This window comes from Pseudomonas atagonensis (genome assembly GCF_011369485.1).
In the GTDB taxonomy this organism is placed as follows: domain Bacteria; phylum Pseudomonadota; class Gammaproteobacteria; order Pseudomonadales; family Pseudomonadaceae; genus Aquipseudomonas; species Aquipseudomonas atagonensis.
The window spans coordinates 12,668-32,868 of the sequence record NZ_VXCA01000017.1 but is presented as its reverse complement, the minus strand read 5'-3'; the positions used below and the strand labels follow the sequence as shown (position 1 = coordinate 32,868).

Annotated in this window: 22 protein-coding genes; 11 read left to right on the top strand and 11 right to left on the bottom strand. The window is 60.3% G+C overall.

Annotation, left to right across the window (positions count from 1 at the left end):
• Nucleotides 1-81: 81 nt before the first annotated feature.
• The 6 genes from F2P67_RS12060 to F2P67_RS12035 all read right to left on the bottom strand — a co-directional run bounded on the left by F2P67_RS12060 (nucleotide 82) and on the right by F2P67_RS12035 (nucleotide 5,437).
• Nucleotides 82-2,460 (bottom strand): DUF3772 domain-containing protein, encoded by a 2,379-nt coding sequence (locus tag F2P67_RS12060; RefSeq protein ID WP_166220597.1) that lies wholly within the window; start codon nucleotides 2,458-2,460, stop codon nucleotides 82-84.
• A 71-nt stretch (nucleotides 2,461-2,531) separates the two neighbouring features.
• Entirely contained in the window at nucleotides 2,532-2,990 is a 459-nt protein-coding gene (locus F2P67_RS12055) for a metallophosphoesterase family protein (protein WP_166220595.1), read from the bottom strand.
• Nucleotides 2,987-3,412 carry a PaaI family thioesterase gene (locus F2P67_RS12050; RefSeq protein ID WP_166220593.1) on the bottom strand — a complete coding sequence of 142 codons (426 nt, stop codon included), beginning with the start codon at nucleotides 3,410-3,412 and terminating at the stop codon, nucleotides 2,987-2,989. The genes F2P67_RS12055 and F2P67_RS12050 overlap by 4 nt, the downstream gene beginning before the upstream one ends.
• A 204-nt stretch (nucleotides 3,413-3,616) precedes the next feature.
• Nucleotides 3,617-4,162, bottom strand: coding sequence for a P-loop NTPase family protein (locus tag F2P67_RS12045; RefSeq protein ID WP_166220591.1), 546 nt, complete (start codon nucleotides 4,160-4,162; stop codon nucleotides 3,617-3,619).
• 98 nt (nucleotides 4,163-4,260) lie between these two features.
• On the bottom strand, nucleotides 4,261-4,701 hold the full coding sequence (locus F2P67_RS12040; protein ID WP_166220589.1) for a thiol-disulfide oxidoreductase DCC family protein: 441 nt from the start codon (nucleotides 4,699-4,701) through the stop codon (nucleotides 4,261-4,263).
• A gap of 97 nt (nucleotides 4,702-4,798) precedes the next feature.
• Nucleotides 4,799-5,437, bottom strand: coding sequence for a LysE family translocator (locus F2P67_RS12035; protein WP_166220835.1), 639 nt, complete (start codon nucleotides 5,435-5,437; stop codon nucleotides 4,799-4,801).
• Between the two features lie 181 nt (nucleotides 5,438-5,618).
• On the opposite strand from F2P67_RS12035, the gene F2P67_RS12030 reads away from it, so the two are divergent.
• Together F2P67_RS12030 and F2P67_RS12025 are read left to right on the top strand one after the other, a co-directional pair.
• The gene (locus F2P67_RS12030) at nucleotides 5,619-6,071 is read left to right on the top strand and encodes an Lrp/AsnC family transcriptional regulator (RefSeq protein WP_166220587.1); all 453 of its coding nucleotides are present in this window, start codon (nucleotides 5,619-5,621) and stop codon (nucleotides 6,069-6,071) included.
• A gap of 86 nt (nucleotides 6,072-6,157) precedes the next feature.
• Nucleotides 6,158-6,394 carry a hypothetical protein gene (locus tag F2P67_RS12025; RefSeq protein WP_166220585.1) on the top strand — a complete coding sequence of 79 codons (237 nt, stop codon included), beginning with the start codon at nucleotides 6,158-6,160 and terminating at the stop codon, nucleotides 6,392-6,394.
• A gap of 10 nt (nucleotides 6,395-6,404) precedes the next feature.
• On the opposite strand, the gene F2P67_RS12020 is transcribed toward F2P67_RS12025, so the two are convergent.
• Together F2P67_RS12020 and F2P67_RS12015 are read right to left on the bottom strand one after the other, a co-directional pair.
• The gene (locus tag F2P67_RS12020) at nucleotides 6,405-6,563 is read right to left on the bottom strand and encodes a DUF2986 domain-containing protein (protein ID WP_166220583.1); all 159 of its coding nucleotides are present in this window, start codon (nucleotides 6,561-6,563) and stop codon (nucleotides 6,405-6,407) included.
• A 142-nt stretch (nucleotides 6,564-6,705) separates the two neighbouring features.
• Nucleotides 6,706-7,614, bottom strand: a complete 909-nt coding sequence (locus tag F2P67_RS12015; RefSeq protein ID WP_166220581.1) for an alpha/beta fold hydrolase — start codon at nucleotides 7,612-7,614, stop codon at nucleotides 6,706-6,708.
• A gap of 189 nt (nucleotides 7,615-7,803) precedes the next feature.
• On the opposite strand from F2P67_RS12015, the gene F2P67_RS12010 reads away from it, so the two are divergent.
• Genes F2P67_RS12010 through F2P67_RS12000 form a run of 3 tightly spaced genes read left to right on the top strand, consistent with a single transcriptional unit; the run spans nucleotide 7,804 to nucleotide 9,892 of the window.
• Complete coding sequence (locus F2P67_RS12010) at nucleotides 7,804-8,931, top strand: saccharopine dehydrogenase family protein (protein WP_166220579.1); 1,128 nt, start codon at nucleotides 7,804-7,806, stop codon at nucleotides 8,929-8,931.
• 1 nt (nucleotide 8,932) lies between these two features.
• A complete protein-coding gene (locus F2P67_RS12005) occupies nucleotides 8,933-9,424 on the top strand; it encodes a DUF2269 family protein (protein ID WP_166220577.1) in 492 nt (163 codons plus the stop codon).
• A gap of 18 nt (nucleotides 9,425-9,442) precedes the next feature.
• On the top strand, nucleotides 9,443-9,892 hold the full coding sequence (locus F2P67_RS12000) for a GNAT family N-acetyltransferase (RefSeq protein ID WP_166220575.1): 450 nt from the start codon (nucleotides 9,443-9,445) through the stop codon (nucleotides 9,890-9,892).
• Nucleotides 9,893-9,931: 39 nt separating this feature from the next.
• On the opposite strand, the gene F2P67_RS11995 is transcribed toward F2P67_RS12000, so the two are convergent.
• Both F2P67_RS11995 and F2P67_RS11990 read right to left on the bottom strand, forming a co-directional pair.
• Nucleotides 9,932-10,333, bottom strand: a complete 402-nt coding sequence (locus tag F2P67_RS11995) for a GFA family protein (protein ID WP_166220573.1) — start codon at nucleotides 10,331-10,333, stop codon at nucleotides 9,932-9,934.
• 105 nt (nucleotides 10,334-10,438) lie between these two features.
• Complete coding sequence (locus F2P67_RS11990) at nucleotides 10,439-12,565, bottom strand: TonB-dependent receptor family protein (RefSeq protein WP_166220571.1); 2,127 nt, start codon at nucleotides 12,563-12,565, stop codon at nucleotides 10,439-10,441.
• Nucleotides 12,566-12,751: 186 nt separating this feature from the next.
• On the opposite strand from F2P67_RS11990, the gene ppk2 reads away from it, so the two are divergent.
• Nucleotides 12,752-13,567, top strand: coding sequence for a polyphosphate kinase 2 (ppk2, locus tag F2P67_RS11985; RefSeq protein WP_166220569.1), 816 nt, complete (start codon nucleotides 12,752-12,754; stop codon nucleotides 13,565-13,567).
• Nucleotides 13,568-13,579: 12 nt separating this feature from the next.
• Here the strand turns inward: ppk2 and F2P67_RS11980 are convergent, their stop codons facing one another.
• Entirely contained in the window at nucleotides 13,580-14,479 is a 900-nt protein-coding gene (locus tag F2P67_RS11980; RefSeq protein ID WP_166220567.1) for a LysR family transcriptional regulator, read from the bottom strand.
• A gap of 125 nt (nucleotides 14,480-14,604) precedes the next feature.
• On the opposite strand from F2P67_RS11980, the gene F2P67_RS11975 reads away from it, so the two are divergent.
• From F2P67_RS11975 to dmpG, 5 genes are all read left to right on the top strand, one after another.
• A complete protein-coding gene (locus tag F2P67_RS11975) occupies nucleotides 14,605-15,738 on the top strand; it encodes an MFS transporter (RefSeq protein ID WP_246226492.1) in 1,134 nt (377 codons plus the stop codon).
• A 43-nt stretch (nucleotides 15,739-15,781) separates the two neighbouring features.
• Nucleotides 15,782-16,606 (top strand): hypothetical protein, encoded by an 825-nt coding sequence (locus F2P67_RS11970; protein ID WP_343045153.1) that lies wholly within the window; start codon nucleotides 15,782-15,784, stop codon nucleotides 16,604-16,606.
• A 158-nt stretch (nucleotides 16,607-16,764) separates the two neighbouring features.
• Nucleotides 16,765-18,006 (top strand): ATP-grasp domain-containing protein, encoded by a 1,242-nt coding sequence (locus F2P67_RS11965; protein WP_166220562.1) that lies wholly within the window; start codon nucleotides 16,765-16,767, stop codon nucleotides 18,004-18,006.
• Between the two features lie 88 nt (nucleotides 18,007-18,094).
• Nucleotides 18,095-19,147, top strand: a complete 1,053-nt coding sequence (locus F2P67_RS11960) for an AbrB family transcriptional regulator (RefSeq protein WP_166220560.1) — start codon at nucleotides 18,095-18,097, stop codon at nucleotides 19,145-19,147.
• A gap of 37 nt (nucleotides 19,148-19,184) precedes the next feature.
• Nucleotides 19,185-20,192, top strand: a complete 1,008-nt coding sequence (gene dmpG, locus F2P67_RS11955; RefSeq protein ID WP_166220558.1) for a 4-hydroxy-2-oxovalerate aldolase — start codon at nucleotides 19,185-19,187, stop codon at nucleotides 20,190-20,192.
• Nucleotides 20,193-20,201 lie beyond the last annotated feature (9 nt).

Sequence of the window (20,201 nt, the reverse complement as noted above, 5' to 3'; positions counted from 1 at the left end):
CCGGTGAGTATAAGGTTGCCGATGGGCGGCCAATAAAGACCTGAAAAGCAGTTTGATAGGCGTGGCAGGAATAACGGTTCGTCAGGCCGAAGGCGGCTTCGCCAAGGCTATTCCCGCTGCGCCCAACCGCTTGAGAATCTCGAACAGCAAATCACTCTTGGTCACCCCGACGATCCTCGGGCTGGCCACATACCCCGTCACCGTCAGGGTGATCCCGTCCGGCGAGAGTTTGCTGAAGCGCACGAACGATGCCGGTTTGTCGAGGATGGTTTCGTTCTCGTGATAGGTGTTGAGCAACAGCTCCTTGACCTCTTCCGGGTCGATATCCAGCGGGAACATCAATTCCAGCGAAGCCACGCCTTGGGCGCTGCCGCCGAGGGTGACGTTGCGCAGGTTTTGCGAGATCAGTTGCGAGTTGGGCACGATCACGATCGAACGGTCGCTGAGTTGAATTTCGGTGGCGCGTACGTTGATGCGGCGGATGTCGCCCTCGACGCCGCTGATGCTGATCAGGTCGCCGACCTTGACCGGGCGTTCGGTCAGCAGAATCAGGCCCGAGACGAAGTTCTTGACGATTTCCTGCAAGCCGAAGCCGATGCCCACCGACAACGCACTGACGATCCACGCCAGGTTGGTCCACTTCACGCCCAGCGACGACAGGGTCAGGAGGATCACGAAGGCGTAGCCGATGTTGGAGAACAGTGTGCTAAGCGACGCGCACATGCCCGGATCCATGTCGGTCTTGGGCAGGAACTCGTTGTCGAGCCAGCGGCTCAGGGCGCGAACCAGCCAGATGCCGATCAGCAGCGCCAGCACGGCGTTGAGCAAATGCCCGGGAACGATGTTCAGCTTGCGCAACCCGGCGCCGCCAAGAATAGCCATGATATTGCTGGCCAACTGGCCGAGCGTGGTGCCGATGCCGCCGACAAACAGCGCGATCACCGCCAGCAGCAACAACCCCGCGCGACTGACCCCGGACAGCAGAATCGAAATCTGGTCGAGGCGCCGGTCACTGATGCCCAGCAGTTGCTTGAGCGCCTTGCCGCTCGCATGTCTGGGCGAGAACAGGTGCTCGCAGGCATCCTTGACCACCTGAATCAGCAAGTAGAAACCGGACAGCACGATATAGCCCCAGACCAGTTCATACGTGATGAACCGGGCCAGCGACACGTAGCCCGTGAGCAGTGCAATCGCGGCGACGAACATTGCCAGGCAGGCGACGGTGTAAATCACCCCGGCGAAGGTGCTGCTCGCCACCGCATCGTTGGCTGCCAGCAACGCTTTGCGGACTTTGCCGGTGCGTAACAGCATCGTCACGACAATCGCCATGACCACCATGGCGATGACCCCGCGCCCGGCGATCACCAGTTGCCCACTCATGCCCGTGGCGTTGCCGACTTGCACCAGCGTCACCAGCAGCAGCAGGGTGGCCGCGAGGATGCGTGGAAACGGCTTGAGCGTCAGCGCGACCGGATCGGCAATCGCCGGGAGGCGCCACGACGGGTGTTCGGTCGACAGCAAGGCGCGGCTCAGACCGGTGATCAGCACACAGGCATACACCACTTTTTCGAATTCTTCGGAGAAGGTCGACAGCAGCGGTGTCAGCGGTGCGTGGCGGGTGCAGGCGTAAAACAGCACTTCCAGTGCGATGGCGGTGGTGGCGATGGTCGCCAGCGCCGAGGCGAAGGCCAGCGCACTGCGCCGCAAACGCCCTTCGGGCATGCGATGAATGCAAACCCAGGTCAGGCCACGCTCGGCGAGCCGGCGCCCGAGTGTCCAGACGATCAGCGCCAGCAACACCAGCATCACCGTATAAAAGTGCTGCCCCGGCGCCCACACCGTGGCCCAGGTTTCCTGTACTTGATCGATGAAAAAACGCAAACGCTGACGATCATCCGCCGACGGCGAAACCAGCGGCGACCAAAAGTTGGGGCTCAACACGCTGTGCGTGCTCAGGGTCAGTTCGCTTTCCAGCAAGGTGCGGCGAATACCGGCGATCTGCGTGATCAGGTCGGCAGCGCTCTGCTTCAGCGCCGCGAGGTTTTTCAGTGTCGTATCAACCTTGTTCTTCTGCTCGGTCAGCGATGCGCGCTGCGCCGCGATATCCGCTTGCTCTGCCGCGACCTCGGTGTCCGGTGCCGCTCCCAGCACACTCAGTTGCACGGTCAGTTGCGCCTGCTGCGGCAACAGCGCAGCGGACAACCGATCGACATCCAGAATGAACGCCTGCACCCGATCCTGCGGGCCTTCGAGCTGGTTGTAATTATTGGCCGAGGAGATTTGCTGTTTGAGGCCGTCGAGGCGTTGCTGCAGGCCTTGCAGGTCACTCTGCGAAATGACCGGCGGCGCCGGCACACTGCCGACCGAAGGCGCAGGCAAATCCGCCGCCCACGGCGAAAATCCGCCCGGCGCAAGCAGCAGTAGCGTGACAAACAACAACGACTTCAATGTGTTGCGCATGGACGGCACAGCTCACGTTGATCACACAGTCTATGAGGTTAGGTGATCAAGGCGCGCGTCGAGGAAAAGTTTCACGGCAACAGGTGGATCAGCTGCGGGACGAGGGCTGTGGCGCTGACCTCGAGCAGCGCCAGCGTGACAGGAAGTTTGAAACGCCGACGCCCGGCGCTGCCTGGATTCAGGTACAGACACTCACCGCGCCATTCGATGCAGGGTTTGTGCGAATGGCCGGTAATGATGAGTCTGGTGTCGCTCTCAATAAGGGCCGGGACGTCGGCGATATCGTGAGTCAGCAGGGTTGGCCAGCCTTGCAGGTCAAAGGTCAGGCGGTCGGGGATCTCGCAGGCCCAAGGCAGATTGAGGTCGTTGTTCCCGCGCACGGCGTGAACGGGGGCGATTTGTGCGAGTTGGGTGAGGATGTCGGGATCGCCAATGTCCCCCGCGTGGATGATGAGCTCGCATTGTTCAATGGCTGCGAGGGCTTCGGGGCGCAGGAGGCCGTGGGTGTCGGAGAGGATGGCGGTTTTCATGGCGGGGAGGAACTCATTGGCACAGCGAACACCGCACTGGCGCGTGCAACTGTTCGCTCACCGACATGCAGGCTGACGGCGGCGAAGGCAAGTTGACGGCCTTTTTTGGAGTATTCGAGGCGCACTTCCAGCCACTCATTGATTTGTACTGCGCCAAGATAATCCAGGGTCATGCTCGCCGTGATCAATGGCTGCGGCGGGTCGCTGGAAAACGCCATCGCATAACCCATGCCCACATCGGCCAATGTCGCCAATATACCGCCATGCAAGGTGCCGCGACCATTGGCATGTCGTGAGTCAGTCAATAATCCCAATTCCAATTGCAGCCCGTTGCCCCTCGCATAAATCGGTCCAAGCAAATCAAGTAACGGACTACTGCGAGTAAATGGAGTGAAACCTTCAGGGATTGCGGCCACATTCATGATCCCTCCTTGTGCCAGCTACTGACCGGCGTCGTTGACCTGACTGCGTCGATACATTCGGAGGTTTATGGGTAATCGCGCGATGGGGCAAGAACTATACGTCTGTGGAATCTGCCGTGATAAACCGTGGAGAAAGGGGACGGGTCTATTTTCCGGTTCACTTCGATCTCGACAATCCTTACCCCATCAACTTCTGGATTCATATCACACGCGTGGAGTTTCAGCAGTTCGAGCTTGAGTCACCCGCTGCGCCAAAAACGCTGAAACCTGCCGCGCCCCCCGAAGATGAATGACAGGCACCTCTGGCGCTGTGACCAGGCGCAAGGCTTCGATGGCGGGGCGGTTGGCTCGATGATGGTTCCAGACGTACTTCAGTAACACCAGAAACCCTTTGTCCAGTCGCTCCGTGCAACCTGCCGGCAAGTCGGCGCGAGGACGGTTCAGTGCACTTCGCAGGATGACCCGGTGCAGACAGGTCAGACGCGGCGTGTCGAGCCAGATAATCAGGTCGGCGCGAGGCAGGCGCAGATCGAAGGTTCGCCGCGAATAATTGCCTTCGCACACCCAGGCATCCCCGGCGATGGCCTGGCGTACCCGCTCGCGGAAGGCTTCGTTGTCCGGCTCGATCCAGCCGGGTTCCCAGAACAGCGGATCAAGGTGCACTACCGGCAATGCCAGGAGGCGGCCAATGTCCCGCGCCAACGTGGATTTTCCGCTGCCCGAGTTGCCCAGAATAACGATGCGTTGCATGTGCAAATCCTTTGCGGCAAAAAAGTCGGCAAGTCTAAATCAGGCGCTGTGCGAATACCTTTTAATAAGTCCGTCCCCTTTTCACTTTTCATACTTTTCTACAAAAACCGCCGCTCATGATCCGGACTCGGCAGCAGGCACGTGTCGTACTTGCCGAACAGCCGATAACGATTCAGCGCAATGCGATCGTAAGCCCAGTCCCGCCAACTGCGCGGGAATACCCGCAGCAGCTTCAATGGTTGCCAACGGGCGGGCAGTTGGCCGATGACTTCGAGAAAGGCGTTTGAGCGCTCCCAGTAGTGACGGTCACGGATCACCGCCATGGTGTCGAACTGATCCACCGGCAAACCGGCCCACGCCAGCAGTGCCTGACCCTCCGGTGATTGCACGGCGGCCAGGCGCACTCGGTGCTGATGATCATGCCGAATCAGAAATCGCGCCCAGCCATTGCACAGCTTGCACACGCCGTCGAACAACACCACGGTTTCGCCTGGCTTGAGCAGCGGCGCGGGAGTGGAGCGCAGACTTGAGGCGGGCATAAGCGTGAGTCCATCAGTGGGCGCGAGGTGACCGATAATAGCAGGGGTGCTGCTTCGTGTTCAGCGAGGTCCTTTTATCTTTGCTGAACATCGCGAGTTACGCTGCCCCCCAGTCCAAAAGGCCGTGCGACGCCTCCAGCAACAAAATCAGCGCAATGACGATCATGATCACACCGGACAGGCGACTGACCCGTTTCGCCGCATCAGGTCGCGCCCGCAGCACGACTTGCGAGCCAAACCCGACCGCCAGATAGACCACGGCACAACTGGCAGTGTGGACCAGCCCCAGGGCGATCATCTGTAAAGGCACCGGCCATGGCACGGTGGTGCTGGTGAACTGCGGCAACAAGGCCAGAAACAGCAAAAACACTTTCGGGTTCAGCCCGCTGACACACAGCCCTTTCAATGCCCAGCGCGCCCACGAATCGGTCGCCTGACTCTCATCGATCTGCGGCGTGGATGGCCGTAAAAACAGGTTGGCCCCCAGCCACAGCAAATACGCTGCGCCAGTCACAGTCAGCGCGGACAAGGCTTGTGGGTGACTGGCGATCAGTGTGCCGACGCCGGCGGCGACAATCACCGTCGCCAGCAAGTGCCCGGATAACAGCCCTGCCACGGCGGGCAGAACGACGCGGTGCCTCAAACCGGCGGAGATCGCGTAAGCCCAATCGGCCCCCGGGGTAATGACGAACAGAATAGACACTGCCCAGAACGCGGCGAACACGCTGAAGGTCATCGCGTCACCCATGCCTGTCGAAACACATTTACGTTTGTCATGGTTACTTCCCGTCAATGGTTGACCGTGCCCTGTACTGGGCATTGGGTCGTTTATCGTTGAGGGAAGAATAATGAAGTTCCACTGGAATCTTCTTTCAAAGATACTCGTTGCAACGTTGAAAACTGGAAGGAACTACTGCATGGACAGAATTGACCGGAAAATTCTTGCCGAGCTGCAAAAGGATGGCCGGCTGTCGGTGACCGATCTGGCTGAGCGCGTGGGTCTGAGCCTTTCGCCGTGTCATCGGCGGGTGCGGGCACTGGAGGAGTCGGGCGTATTGCTGGGGTATCGCGCGCAACTGGACCCCACTGCGCTGGGCCTGAATTTTTCGGCGATGGTGTTTGCCACTCTGCGCGAGGGTGACCGGCAAGCGGTCGAGGCCTTCGAGACGGCGCTGGTGGAGATCCCTCAGGTCATCGATGCGCAACGACTGTTCGGCGAGCCGGATTACTTGCTGCATGTGGTTGCGCAGGATCTGCCGGCGTTTCAACGGCTCTACGACGAGAGCCTGTCGACGTTGCCCAACGTGCAACGGCTGACGTCGACGCTGGTGATGAAGCGGGTCATTCAGGATCGGCCGCTGCCGTTGTGAGCGGGCAGGGCACTTTGTTTGAACTAAAAACTGACTGTTGCGTCAGGATATTAGGTTGTTTTTCTTCCACTCACGCAGACGACGCCATGTACAACTATGTCCTGACTTACCTGTTCAACGACAAGCCGCGCACCCACGAACTGGAAATCAAAGCCGCTCAGCTAGCCGAACATGAGGCTGCCCTGCATCTGCTGGAATTGCATTTGGGCGACGCCGAAAACGGTTTGCTCATGCCCAACGCCAAGGCCACACCGGAGCAGATCCTCGAACAGGCCGAGCGGGTAGGGTTGACGCAGATTCGGGTGGTACATCGAAACTACTGAGCCGCAAGGCTCAGCTTTCAACCGTTGTGGCCGTATTCGCCTCGGCTTCTGCGGCCATCTTCAAACGGTCAGCCTTGCTGATGTATTTGGGCTTTTTCGGGGCCAGTTTGGCGCTGGCTTTTTTGGCCTTTTCCTTGAACAACTGCTGCAATTTTTTCTGACGGTTCATGTGTCCTACTCGACTTGGTAAATCTGAAAGGGTGCAGTGGTTGGCGCAAGAGGCCGTATGGTAAGCGTGAACCGCCACAGAGGCCAGATGGTTGTATGCAATCTACGCCAGTAAAAAAAAGACTTGAGGCGGCATCTGCCTGTCACTGCGCAATGAAGTCCCGAACGGCTTTGATGGTCGCCGTCGGGGCTTCTTCCATCAGCCAGTGTCCGGCACCGGGGATGACCACTTCCGTGACAGTGTGAGCCGCGTTGCGCATGACGATGGCTTCGTTGTTGCCGAACGACTTTTCACCACCGACCGCGAGCACTGGCATGGGCAGTTTGTTTTCGAGAACGGGCTTGTTGTCGTTCTCGTCTTGCCGAATCGCGCGGAACTGGGCGAACGCGGCGTGCATGGCGCCGGGGCGGGCGTAGAGTTTTGCGTAATGCTGGCGGGTTTCTTCGTCGATTTTCTGCGGCTCGCCGGCGAATTCGTTCCAGAACCGATCCAGGTAAATGCGTTCACGGCCCGCCACCAGACGTTCCATGTCGGCACCGCCAAAATCGAAATGCCAGAGCATTGGCGAACGAACAATATCGTTCCACGGCGTAATGCCCGGCACCGGCGCATCCATGACGATCAGGCGATCAGTGCGCTCGGGGTAGCGCGCGGCGTAGGCGAAGGCAACCATGGTGCCGATGTCGTGCCCCACCACCACCGAATGCTCGATTTTCAGCGAATTCAGTACAGCGCGGATGTCAGCGGCCTGATTCTTCTTGTCGTAGCCACCCGCAGGAATCGACGACAACCCCATCCCGCGCAGGTCTGGCACGACCACCGTGTGATCGCGCGCCAGATCCGCTGCCAGCGGTGCCCACATATCTCCCGTGTCGCCAAAACCATGCAACAACACCACCGCCGGGCCTTTGCCGCCGACGCGCACGTGCATCGTCGCGCCTTCGACGGCGATGTCCTTGACCTGGAATGATGCCGGGAACGCCGGAACGACAGCTTGCGCCTGCAGGCTCAACGCGAGCAGGGGTAATGCGCACAGCAGGGAACGGATCATGTCAGTGACTCCGGGCATGCGGGGGGAGGGAAACGGTTGATTCGCTGAGCGTAGCGCATCCCGGCATTACTGCAGGCGGCGCGGCGTGACTGGCGCTTGCCTCCCCAACGGATATCGGAGAAGCTCCGCCCGCCAGCGTCGTTTCGACCCGGTCGGGCGGCGCGATCAGATTATTCAGGGAAAAGATGCATGGCGTTCAGGGTGTTGGTGGTCGGTGGTTACGGTAATTTTGGCAGCATTGTTTGCCGGCATCTGGCGACAATGCCGGGCGTCGATCTGCTGCTGTCGGGGCGTGACCCGCACAAGCTGCGGAGCAAGGTCGACGAGTTGAAAGACCTGTCGGGCCGCGATTGCGAGAGCTGGTGTGGCGATGCCATGGGCGCGCAGTTCGCTGCGGCGCTGCAGGCATTGAATGTTCAACTGGTGGTTCACACGGGCGGCCCGTTTCAGAGGCAATCCTATGCCGTTGCCGAGAACTGCATCGGCGCCGGCGTCCACTATTGCGATCTGGCCGACTGCCGCACGTTCGTCAACGGCATCGGGCTGCTGAACGAGCGCGCCAGATTGGCGGGTGTGGCAATTCTCAGTGGCTGCAGTTCGGTGCCGACGCTGTCGTCGGCGCTCATCGATGAACAGCGGCATCGCTTCGAACGCATCGATTCGATTGAACATGGCATTTCTTCATCGGCGAAAATGCCGGGTCTTTCGACTGTCGAAGGCGTGTTGGCCTATGCCGGTAAACCCATCAAGCAACTCAAGGATGGCCGGGTGCACGAAGTATCGGGTTGGCAAGACCTGACCCTGCGCAAGATGCCGTCACTGGGCACGCGCTTGCTGGCCAATGTCGATGTGCCCGACATGGACATTTTTGCCGGCCGCTATGGCGCTCACACCTTGAGCTTCAAGGCCGGCGCCGGGCTGAAAGCGGGCGGCGTCGCCAACGCTGTGCTCGCCCAGGCCTTGAAGATCGGACTGGTGCGCGACTCGAAACGCTGGGCGGCTCGACTGCATCGGCTGGGCACCTGGTTCGAACGGTTCGGCGATGGCAAAAGCGCGATGTACATCGATGTGCAAGGCCGCGGCGTTGGCGGCAACCCGCTGTCGATGACCGTGCAATTGACGGCGTTGAATGACAAAGGCCCGGAGATACCCAGCTGCGCCGCTGTTGCCCTCGCCGCGAAAATGTCTCAGGGCTACGTGCCCGAGTCCGGTGCCCGCCCTTGTGTGGGCGAGATCAGCGTCGCTGAGTACATGGCCGCGATCAATGATCCGCACAACCTCAGCCTGTCGGTGCACTTCTCGGACGAGCAGCGCTGAAATGCTGTACCTGGGCTTGAAGTACCTGCACGTCATCGCCGCGATTTTTCTGTTCGGATTCGGTATGGGTTCCTACCTTTATCTGATCGCCGCCAGCCGCACGGGCAACCCGCAAGTGATCGCTCACGTCGCGCGGATGGTCGTGGGTTTCGACACGTGGATCACCACGCCCGCGGGCTTCATCCAGATCATTACGGGAGCCATGTTGGTGAGTGTTGCCGGGTTGCCAATGAACACAACGTGGGTGCTGACGGCCTTGCTGATTTTTCTGTGCGTCGGGCTACTGTGGCTCCCGGTATTGAAGTTGCAGGCGCGCATGCAAGCTATGGCCGAGCAGGCGGCGACTGGCGGCCAAGGCCTGGGTGACGAGTTTCGCCGTGCTTACAACGCCTGGTTCTGGATGGGCGTGTGCGGGTTCTCCGGCATGTTCGTGATCGTGTTGATCATGGTCACCAAGATGACGCCGTTGCAGTGGTTCGAGTTATTGATTTAGTCAGAAGGGGGAGAAGGCATGCAGAAGATTCGTCAGGCCCGGCTGGAAGATGCCGCCGCCATCGCCGCGTTGGTCAATGACGCTTACGCACCCTACATCCCTCGGCTCGGCCAAAAACCGGCACCGATGCTGGACGACTATCGCCAGGTGCTGAGTGAAACCGACGCCTTCGTGCTCACTGATGGCGAGCAAATCGCGGGCGTTCTGGTGATGAACGTGGAGCACGGCGAATTGCTGCTGATCAACGTCGCCGTATCACCGGTGTTCAAAGGCCGAGGCTTGGGCAAACGGCTGATGGCTTATTGCGAGGAACATGCGCAGAGCAAGGCCTGCACGGCGGTGCGCCTGTACACCCACGAACGGATGACCGAAAACATCGAGATCTACAAAAAACTCGGTTATCAAGAGACCCATCGGGCCACCGAAAACGGCTTTGCCCGAGTGTTTATGCGTAAAGTGCTTTCCTGAAAGGGGACGGATTTATTTATCTCGCCGTCCTCTTTCAGGTTAGCGAGTTTGTGGCCAGTCATCATGAATCGCATACCACGGTGCTTTTGACGTCACCTCAACATGTCGCTGTTTGTCGGGTGTGAAATCCGTATCCAGCGTGCCCAGCGCGATAGATACCCAATCCGCGTATTCACCTTGGTCTCTCGACCAGAACAACGACGAACCGCAGTGGCTGCAGAACTGGCGAAGCACTGATTCAGAGGAGCGGTAAGCAGTCAGTTGCTCTGCGCCCTGAATAAGGCGCAGGTCGCCACGAGGTACGCTTCCATAACTGGCAAACGCTGCACCGTGGCCCTTGCGGCATTGGCTGCAATGACAATGGGCTACGGCTTTGGGGCGTGACTGGATTTCGTAGGTGACTGTGCGGCAGAGACAACTGCCGTGGAACGTTTCGATCATTGCGCAGGCTGCCAGATTTCAAGACCTGACACCTTAAACGGTGAAAGTAAAAAGGGGACGGATTTATTTACTTCACGACTGCGAAAATAAATCCGTCCCCATTCTTTAGAGCAAACTCCACGAAACCCCGACGTAAACCCCCATCCCTTCACCCGGCGTCGGCCGTGCCGCGTCCAGCCCCTTGTCGTCGTAGCCCGGCGTAACCGTTGCGGCGTAGTGCTTGTTGGTCAGGTTGCGCATGTCGAGCCAGGTCTGCCAGTCACCTTTCGGTGCGTTGTAGCCCAGTGTGGCGCCGAACAGGGCGTAGGGATCGGCGTAGTAGCTGTTGGCGTAATCCACGGCGACTTTTGACACCAGTTGCGTGTTGGCGGCGGCGAAGAAACCCTGAGGCCAGTCGTAGCGCAGTTCGCCCTGGTAGTAGTGCATCGGCAGGCCTGGCAGGCGGTTGTCGCCAAAGCGCTCGTCGTCGCGGTAGTGGAAGTCGCTGAAGGTGTAGGCCTGGCGCAGGCTCAGTTGGCGGCCATCGGCGGCAGACCAGAGCTGGCTGTGCAAACTGGCTTCCACGCCTTGGTGCACGGTCGGGCTGGCGTTGAGTTCGTAGGGCGTGGTCGCGTTGGCGTCCGGCAATACCGAGAGCAGTTCGTGGCGCACTTGTGCGTAGTACCAGGCCAGGCTCCATTCGCCGACGGCGCTGTCGCCACGCCCGCCGAGTTCGAGGGTGGTCGCGGTCTGGTTTTGCAGTTTGATCGGGTCACGCTGAGTGCCGGTCGCCGCGCCGCTGCCGGCGGGGAAGCGCACGTTGGAGCTGTAGATCAGCGACCAGGGGTGCGGTGCCTCGACCGAACGGCTGAGATTACCGAATACCTGCAGATCAGGATTGATCTGGTAGCGCAGACCCAGGCGCGGCGCGTAATCCCAGTCGTTCAGGCTGGTCTTGCCGCCACCTTGCGGATAAGTGACTGCGCTTTCACGGCGGGTGTAAATGGCGGCGAGGCCGGTGGTCAGCCACAGATCGTCAGCGATCTCCAGGTCATTGCCGAAGTGCAGAACGGTGTCGGAACCCTGATACGTAAAGTTGCGCATCCGTGTGCCGGGCGCATACCCGGCGGTGTTGCCAGTGGGGATACGCACGAACTCACTGGCGCCGTCGTTGGGCAGGTGTTTGGTCACGCGCAGGCCCACATTGCTGCGACTTTCCATGCCCCACAGGGTGTCGCGTCGTTTGTAGTCGAACGTGCCACTGACATCGGTGTACGCCACTTTCAGGCGGTTCGGGCCTTCGCGCAGGTCCATCGGGTAATCGTGATAGACGAGTCCGGTCTGAATGCTCGAATCATCGTCGATGTAAAACGTGGTCTTGTTGCCGATGAAGGTGCTGCCCGGTTGCTTGCGGCTGTCGTCGCGCGCCACGTAGGACGGGTTGGCGGCGCGCGGAGAGTGCTCGATGGAATGCTTGCTCACGCGGCCGGCGAGGTCGTTGTCGGTCTCGCGGTAGCGGAAGTAGAAGCGCGTTTCCAGGTTCGGGTTGAAGCGGTAACCGAAGTTGGCGACCACGCCTTTGCTCTCGCTGGCGGTGTGATCCTGATAGCCATCGGCGTTCGAATCGGTCAGCGACACGTAGTAATCGAAGTCGCCCAACACTTGCCCGGAACTGACCTGACGCTGCTGATAACCATGGCTGCCCGTCGCATAACGCACTTGCAGCTTCGGTGCGTTGTAGCCGGTGTGGCTGACGTAATCGATGGCGCCGCCGAGGGCCAGCGCGCCGCGATCAAAGCCGTTGGCGCCGCGCAGGACTTCGACGTGATCGACCCACAGCGGTTCAAGCAATTCGTAGGGCGTGCCACCCGGGCCGGTCAGCGGCAGACCGTCGAGCAGGGTGTACAGCCCGGAAGCGTGGGCGCCCGGTGCACGGTTGATGCCCGAGCCACGGATCGAAATCTTCACGCCCTCGTTGCCCGCCGACTGCGCATAGACCCCCGGTTGATACGCCAGCACATCCTGATTGCTCGCCACGCGACCCTGCAGCGGTTGGCGCATGTCGACGACATTGCTGGCGCCGGGCACCTGCTCGAGGCGGGTTTTGGCTTCTTCAACAGACGCATCGCTGGCGTCGCGGTCTGGCGCCGAAATCAGCACTTGCCCCAGTTCCAGACCTTGGGTCTCGGCCATCGCCGGACAAGCGAGGGCCAGGCCCAGCAGGGCAGTGGGCAGGGATTTTGGCGAAGGCATCGAAAAACTCCAGACAGACAAGGGCGGGCAATGAACAGTGCGACGCCAGAAAGAACGAACGAAACACATGGCAATTTTGCTTTTTGCCCGGCAATGGCAAACAGCACGTCATGGACTAACCTCACGGGTCTGATGTGCCCGGTCAATCAACATTGTGTTGGCGCAATCATTTGTGAGGATTCGGTCATGGCGAAGAACAAAAAAAGCGCCGTCAAGGCGCCTGAAAGTCCCAAATTGAAGAACAAGGATTACCTCGAACAGTTGCGCAAGCTGCACGTTGAACTGGTCAAGTTGCAGGAGTGGGTGATCGCCAGTGGCGCCAAGGTGTGCATCGTTTTCGAAGGGCGCGACGGTGCCGGCAAGGGCGGTACGATCAAGGCGCTGACCGAGCGCGTCAGCCCGCGGGTCTTTCGCGTGGTGGCATTGCCGGCGCCGACGGATCGCGAAAAAAGTCAGATGTACGTCCAGCGCTACCTGCCCCATTTGCCGGCGGCGGGCGAAGTGGTGGTCTTTGACCGCAGTTGGTACAACCGCGCCGGCGTCGAGCGGGTCATGGGGTTCTGCACCGAAGAACAGGCCGAAAAATTCCTCAAATCGTTGCCGCTGGTCGAGCGCGCAATCGTCGATTCGGGGGTGATCCTGATCAAATACTGGCTTGAGGTCAGCCCGGAAGAGCAGACACGCCGACTGGAGGCGCGGATCAATGATGGCCGAAAGATCTGGAAACTGACGCCGATGGATCTCAAGTCCTACAGCCGCTGGTACGACTACTCACGCGCGCGTGACGAAATGTTCAAGCACACCGACACCGAACACGCCCCGTGGCGCGTGGCCGATTCCAACGACAAGCGCAGGGCGCGGCTGAACATCATCACCGATCTGCTCTCGCGGATTCCTTACGAAACCGTAAAACGCGAAAAAGTAGTGCTGCCGAAACGGCAGAAACCGGGCAAGTACCGCGAACCGGATTACCCCTATCGGCACGTCGCGCAAACGTTCTGATGGGCGGGCCAATCACTGGCCCCGCACCGTGCGCTCGATCATCTCGACGAACGCCTTGACCAGCGGGCTGCGTTCACGCGTACGCGTCAACACCAACAGCGGCGCGGTGGCGCCGTCTTCAGCCAGCGGGCGATACGTTACGCCGCGCATGGCCAGGGTCTGGGTGCACTGTGGTACCACGGCGACCCCCCGGCCCGCAGCGACCAACGCGATGATCGACGTGATCTGCTTGCCCTTCGGCCCCGGCAACGGCGTCAATGCCTGGCGGCGATACAGCGTCTCGATGATGTCATTCAAGCCGGAGCCGTAATCGGTCGGAAAGGCAATCAGCGGATAGGCACTCAGCTCGGCGAGGGACAATTGTTCCTGGCGGGCGAGGGGGCTGTCACTCGGGATCGCTGCGACCAGCGGCTCGTTGTCGAGGCAGATCACTTGAATCTCCGCGCTCTCGGTCGGTGGTTGCATGCGGCTCATGCCGATGTCCAGACGCCCCTCGATGATCTGTGACCATTGCGTGCTGGACGCGCCTTCCTCGACGGTCAGTTGCACATCCGGGTACGCCGAGCAGAACGCCCGAATCGTCTGACTGAACGTGTCCGACAGCGCAATCGAACTGGCGTAACCCACCGCCAGATGCCCCGCTGAACCCGCCGCCAGTTTGCTGGTAATGCTGGCGGTCAGATCGACTTGCTCAAGCACGGCCCGGGCGTAGGGCAAAAAGTGTCGACCTTCGGAGGTGAGCGAGACGTTGCGCGTGCTCCGGTCGAACAGGCGAAAACCCAACTCGGTTTCCAGTGCGGAGATCTGCCGGGTCAGCGGCGGCTGGGCGATGTGCAGGCGCGTAGCGGCACGGCCGAAGTGCAATTCATCACTGACAACCAGAAAGTAGCGCAGGCGGCGGAGGTCGATCATCGTCATCCTTGAGGTATCAATCGGTCAGAAATAGGTATTGGATCCTAATCTGCCTATCCCTAAAACTGTTTAAAAATATTTCTTACAGTCTTGGGAATCCTGTTGTGAGTTGTCCTCGAGTTGCTTTGTTTCTGGCTGGATGTGCCGCGTTTATTAACCTTTATGCCACTCAAGGGTTGCTCAACGAATTGGCGGCGGCGTTCAACATTTCTGCCCGCCAGGCCAGTTGGACCATCACGGTCACCACGTTGGCGGTGGCGATTACCGCGCCGTTCGTTGGTCGTCTGACCGCGCGAGGCGAGCAGCACCGGGTAATCGGTGTCGCAGCGATGTTGCTGGCGTTGCCGGCGTTGATGGCTGCGTGGTCGGGCAGTTTCAACGAGTTGCTGGTCTGGCGGGCGGTGCAAGGCATGCTGATTCCGGTGGTGTTCGCCACCAGCGTGGCCTACATCGGCGTGCGCTGGAGTGGTGGCGCGGTGACCGAAGTCACCAGTCTGTATATCGCCGGCACCGTGCTGGGCGGTTTTTGCGGACGCTTTTTGACGGGGCTGGTGACGGAGTTCGATGACTGGCGCTTGGCACTGATGGTGCTGGCAGCATTGAACCTGTTGATCGGTCTGGGCATTTCCCTGTTGTTGCCACGCAATCCGCGCGTCCCGGTACAGACGGCTTTTGAACGTCAGGCCATGCGTGCCGAACTGTTCAACCGGCCGCTGCTGGCGACTTACGCCGTGGGCTTTTGCGTGCTGTTTGCCCAGGTCGCCACGTTCACTTATGTCGGCCTGCACCTCAGTCGTGCGCCGTTCTCCCTCGGCACCGCCGCACTCGGCTCGATCTACGCCGTGTTTCTGCTGGCGCTGGTGGTCGTGCCGGTTGCCGGGCGCCTGAGCAAATCCCGTCCGCGCAGCGAATTGCTCAAGATCGCCGCCGCACTGGGCGTGGGCGGTTCGCTGCTGACCCTGGCGCCATCGCTGTGGCTGATTGTGCTGGGCCTGGCCTTCAGCTGCACCGGGGTGTTCCTCGCCCAATCGGCCTCCAACGCGTTTATCACCGCCCACGCCCGGCAAAACAAGGCCGGCGCCGTGGGCCTGTACCTGACCTGCTACTACCTGGGCGGCAGCTTCGGCGCTGCGGTGCCGGGCGTGTTGTGGGAGCAGTGGGGCTGGGCCGGTTGTATCGCCCTGATCGTGGTGTTCCAGGTGTTGCCGCTGCTGATCGTGCGCAGCCACTGGAAGTCATCGCCGCTGCCGGCCCTTTAAATCCATCGAATCATCATCCAACAAGGAAAACAGTCAGATGACCGTGAGTAACCTGCTGACGCTGCAAAGCCAGTTGTTGAGCGTAATCGAACCAGTGCTGGACGAGATGCCCGCCGGTGTTCTGAAACAAGCGTTGGTGGATGCGTTTCGCAGCCAGGAAACCGAACTGCTCGACATCGAGCAATCCTTTCAGACGCTCACCGCGCGTCACCATGGCGCTGCGCAACTGCGCACATTCTTCGGCAGTTGGTCGAAAACCAACAACTCGGCGGCCAGCGTCTCCGGCCTGGCCAGCCGTATCACCTTGCTGGCGCGCTCCGAACAGGGCGGCGCCGCGGCGGATCAGCTTTACCGCGTCTGCGGCAGCCTGCAACGGATCACCGACGAAGACCTCGGTGCGCTGGGCAATACGCTGCACTCCGAACTCTTCTACAACATGGCCACGCCGATCTGCGGCGATGACCAGTGGCTGCTCAAGGAAAACTGCCTGCCGGCGGCACAAGCGTTCAAGGACTGGACTGACGCCCGACGCCTGCGTGATCGCGACCTGTTGCAGGGGCTGCTGACCACGCTGGTGCACGAGGTTTATACCCACGGCGAAGTGGAGTTCATTCACCCGCTGTTCAAGCAATGGTTCGAGCGCGACATGGGCGTGCCGGCCGCCAAGGTCAGGTCTACCGTGGCCTGGGTCACCGTGCACACCGGCGGCACCGAGAGCAATCACTTCGCCCATGCGACGGCGGCAGTCGAAGGATTCGTCGAGGCGATGGGCGTCGATGTGGTCAAGTCAGCGGCGCAGGAGATCTTTATCGAGTACCTGCAACGCAAGGCAGCGGTCATGCGCGATTGCGCACATTGCCTGAATTAAGTGGCAAACATGTCGGCAAGTGTCGACAAAAGTATCAATAACGACGGAAACAGTATTGGCCTGCTTCGCAGGTTTTTATCAAGATACGAAGCTGCGGGCTCGCGCTGAAAGGGCGGGTCTCAGCTTTACGAACTTTGGAAGATTGCAAGGAAAGCCGTATGCAGCTCATCGTTTTTTGCCCGCCGAAAATTATTCTCCAGCACAGCGCCGAACAGTGGTCCGCCGCGCTTGGCCGTGAAGGCGTCCTGTTGAGCTGTGCTTCGCGTAACCAGGAAATCGCCGCGCACCTGGGCGACACCGTGCGTTTTCAGCTGTTCGACAACTTCAATGACAGCGCGCAGGTCGAGATTGATGTCTATGAAATCGCCCGTGAACTGCACGCACCGTTGTGCGTTGCGCTGGCCGAGATCGACGTGTTGCGCGTGGCGCGAATCAATGACCGCCTCGGGATCACCGTGGGCGCCGAGGATCGCGCGATGTTCTACCGGGACAAGTTCCTGATGAAACAGCGCACCCGCGAATGCGGTTTTGCCATCGCTGAAATGGCCACGATCAGCAATGCTACGGAAGCCGTGCGCTTCAGCGATCTGCATGGGTTTCCGGTGGTCATCAAGCCCCGCGACGGTCGCGGTTCCAACGGTGTGGAAGTGATCAGGGACATGGAGCAGATGCGCGAATGGCTGCGCTCGCGCACCTCCACCACGTTCCATAACCTGATGATCGAAAGCTACGTGCGCGGCAGCCACTACATCGTCAACGGCCTCTACATCGATGGTCAGGCGATTCTGGTGTCGCCGGTGCGTGTGATGACCTCGGCGCTGGAATTTCTCGGCGGCAAGTCCCACGACTTGCACATGCTCGACGCCAGCAATCCGATGCGCGACCGCTTGGTGCGCTATGCGCGGTCGCTGGTCGAAGACGTGTTGCCGTCCGATCCGACTATGCTCTTTCACCTTGAATTGTTCGTCGATGAAAACGACGAAATCGTCCTCTGCGAAATCGCTTCGCGGCTGGGCGGGGTGTTCTTCAATCAGGAAATCACCCACGCCTGGGGCATCGACCCACGCATGAGCCTTTTGCGCGCGCTCCACGATCCGTACTTCCGTCCGGCGCCGATGGTCGAGCCACTGCAAATGGTCGGGCACATCAGCATTCCGCCACGCGTCGGTCTGCTGCGCGATGTGCCGCAGGATTGCCCGCTGGACGGCGTTCTGCAGTACCGCATCTCTGCAGAGAAAATGACCTCCTACAGCAACATGAAATTCACCAACTCCGAAATCCTCAACGCCATCGTTGCAGGGGAGAACGAAGCCGAACTGCGCGACCGGCTGCATCAGGTCGAGCATTGGTTTCACGCGAGTTGCGACTGGTCGGGCAGTGAAACCGCCGCCGCGGTGTAGCGCCTGACACAACGTCCCAACGACATTTATTGAGCTGACCTTCCGCACCTGGATGGAATTGTCACGCCTTGAGAAAAGTGGATATTCAATGAACAAGCTGATTGAAAGCCTTATCCCGATTCCGGTGGCGGCCCTTGGCGCATGGATCGGCTACCAGACCGGTTTTCCCCTTGGCGACCTGATTGGCGCGATCTGCACGGTCACGATATTGAGCAAACTGGGCGTACGCATGCGCATGCCGTACCCGTTCGTGGCCACGGTTCAACTGTTGCTGGGGATCAGCGTCGGTTCGATTGTCACCGCGTCGATGATGCATGAGCTGACCGACTTCAGCATTCTGGTGGGCCTGGTCATCTGCATGACCACGCAGATTTTCGTCGGCTACAACTGGCTGCGGCGCATGGAAAAGTGGGGGCACATCGAAAGCCTGCTGGGCTCGATTCCCGGTGCGATGGCGGCGGTGATGACGGTCTCCGGCGAGCAGGGCCCGGCGTCCGGGCGCATTGCCTTCGTACACATTGTGCGTCTGCTGGCGTTGTTGGCGGTGGTGACGATCATTGCCGGCGGCCACTCCGACAGCATCGCCCCGACACTGGGGACGCTGGATAACTACCTCGGCGTTATCCCGCCGGCGATTGCGGCGATTGTCGCCGGCTACATTCTCGAGCGTTTCGATGTGCCGGCGCCGTACATGCTGACGGGGCTGATTTGCACCGCCGCAGTCAATGTCGGTTTTCCTCAAGCCAACCTGCACGTGCCCGATCCGTTCGCGGTGGTGGCGCTGATTCTGCTCGGCGGCCTGATCGGTATCCGCCTCAAGGACATCACCTTCAAGGACTTCGTGCGCTACATCCGCGCCGGTCTGGTGGTCACCGCTCTGACCTTCTGCACCACGCTGCTGGTGGCCTTCATCATGAGCAAACTGACCGGCAAACCGTTCCTCACACTGTTCATGTCGTGGGTGCCCGGCGGTGTCGAAGTGATGACCGCCGCCGCGTTGCTGCTCAAGCTCGACCCGGCCTTCGTGATGCTCAATCACGTGGTGCGCATGTCGATCATCCACATTTCCCCGGTGTTCCTGCCCAAGCGGCTGTTCCAGGAACAGCCTCAGCCGTTGCCGCAACCTCAGACCGAACAGTAATCGCTGCCACCTTTCGAATGACAAGGATTTGATCTCGATGAGTATCGCTATTCACGACCCAACCCTGCGTGACGGAAATCACGCGGTCTCCCATTCGCTGAGCCTGGAAGACATCGCCTCGTATTGCCGCGCTGTCGATGGCTGCGGCCTGAGCGTGGTCGAAGTCGGCCACGGCAACGGTCTGGGCGCGTCGTCGCTGCAACTGGGGCTGGCGCGCTACAAGGACACCGAGATGCTGGAAACCGCGCGGGCCAACCTCGCGCATTCCAGACTCGGCGTGCACATGATCCCCGGCTTCTCGCGCCTGAGCGACATCGACACGGCGCTGAGCATTGGCGTCGACGTGCTGCGCATTGCCTCGCATTGCACCGAGGCCAGCGTTACCGAGAGCTACATCGAACATTCGCGGGCCAAAGGCGCGTACGTCCACGGTGTGTTGATGATGACGCACATGGCCAGTGCCGAAACCCTGCTCGAACAGGCGTTGAAGCAACAAGGTTACGGCGCCAATGCGCTGGTGTTGATGGACTCCGCCGGGCATTTCGACCCTGACAGCACCCGCGAAAAAATCGGCCTGCTGGCGCGTGAACTGTCGATTCCCGTGGGTTTCCACGGCCACAACAACTTGGGCCTGGCCGTCGCCAACTCGCTGGCGGCGGCGCAGGCCGGCGCGACGATCATTGACGGTTGCATGCGCGGTTTCGGCGCCGGTGCCGGCAACACTCAGCTGGAAGTGCTCTGCGCCGTGCTTGAACGCTACAAGTTTGACACCGGCGTGAACGTTTTTGACCTGTGCAGCGCGGTCGAGAAACTGGCGGATTTCACCCCGGTGAAAACCCCGACGGTTGTCAAAACCGCCAACCTGATCAGCGGCCTTTACGGCGTCTGCAGCGGTTTTGAAAAACACGTCGCACGGGCGGCCGCCGAGTTCGGCGTCGAGCCCCGCAAGATTTACGAAGAGCTGGCGCGCTGCAACGCCGTGGCCGGTCAGGAAGACCTGATCATCTCGGTCGCCAGCCGTCTCTCTCAACCTGCCGTCGCCTGATTCCGGAGC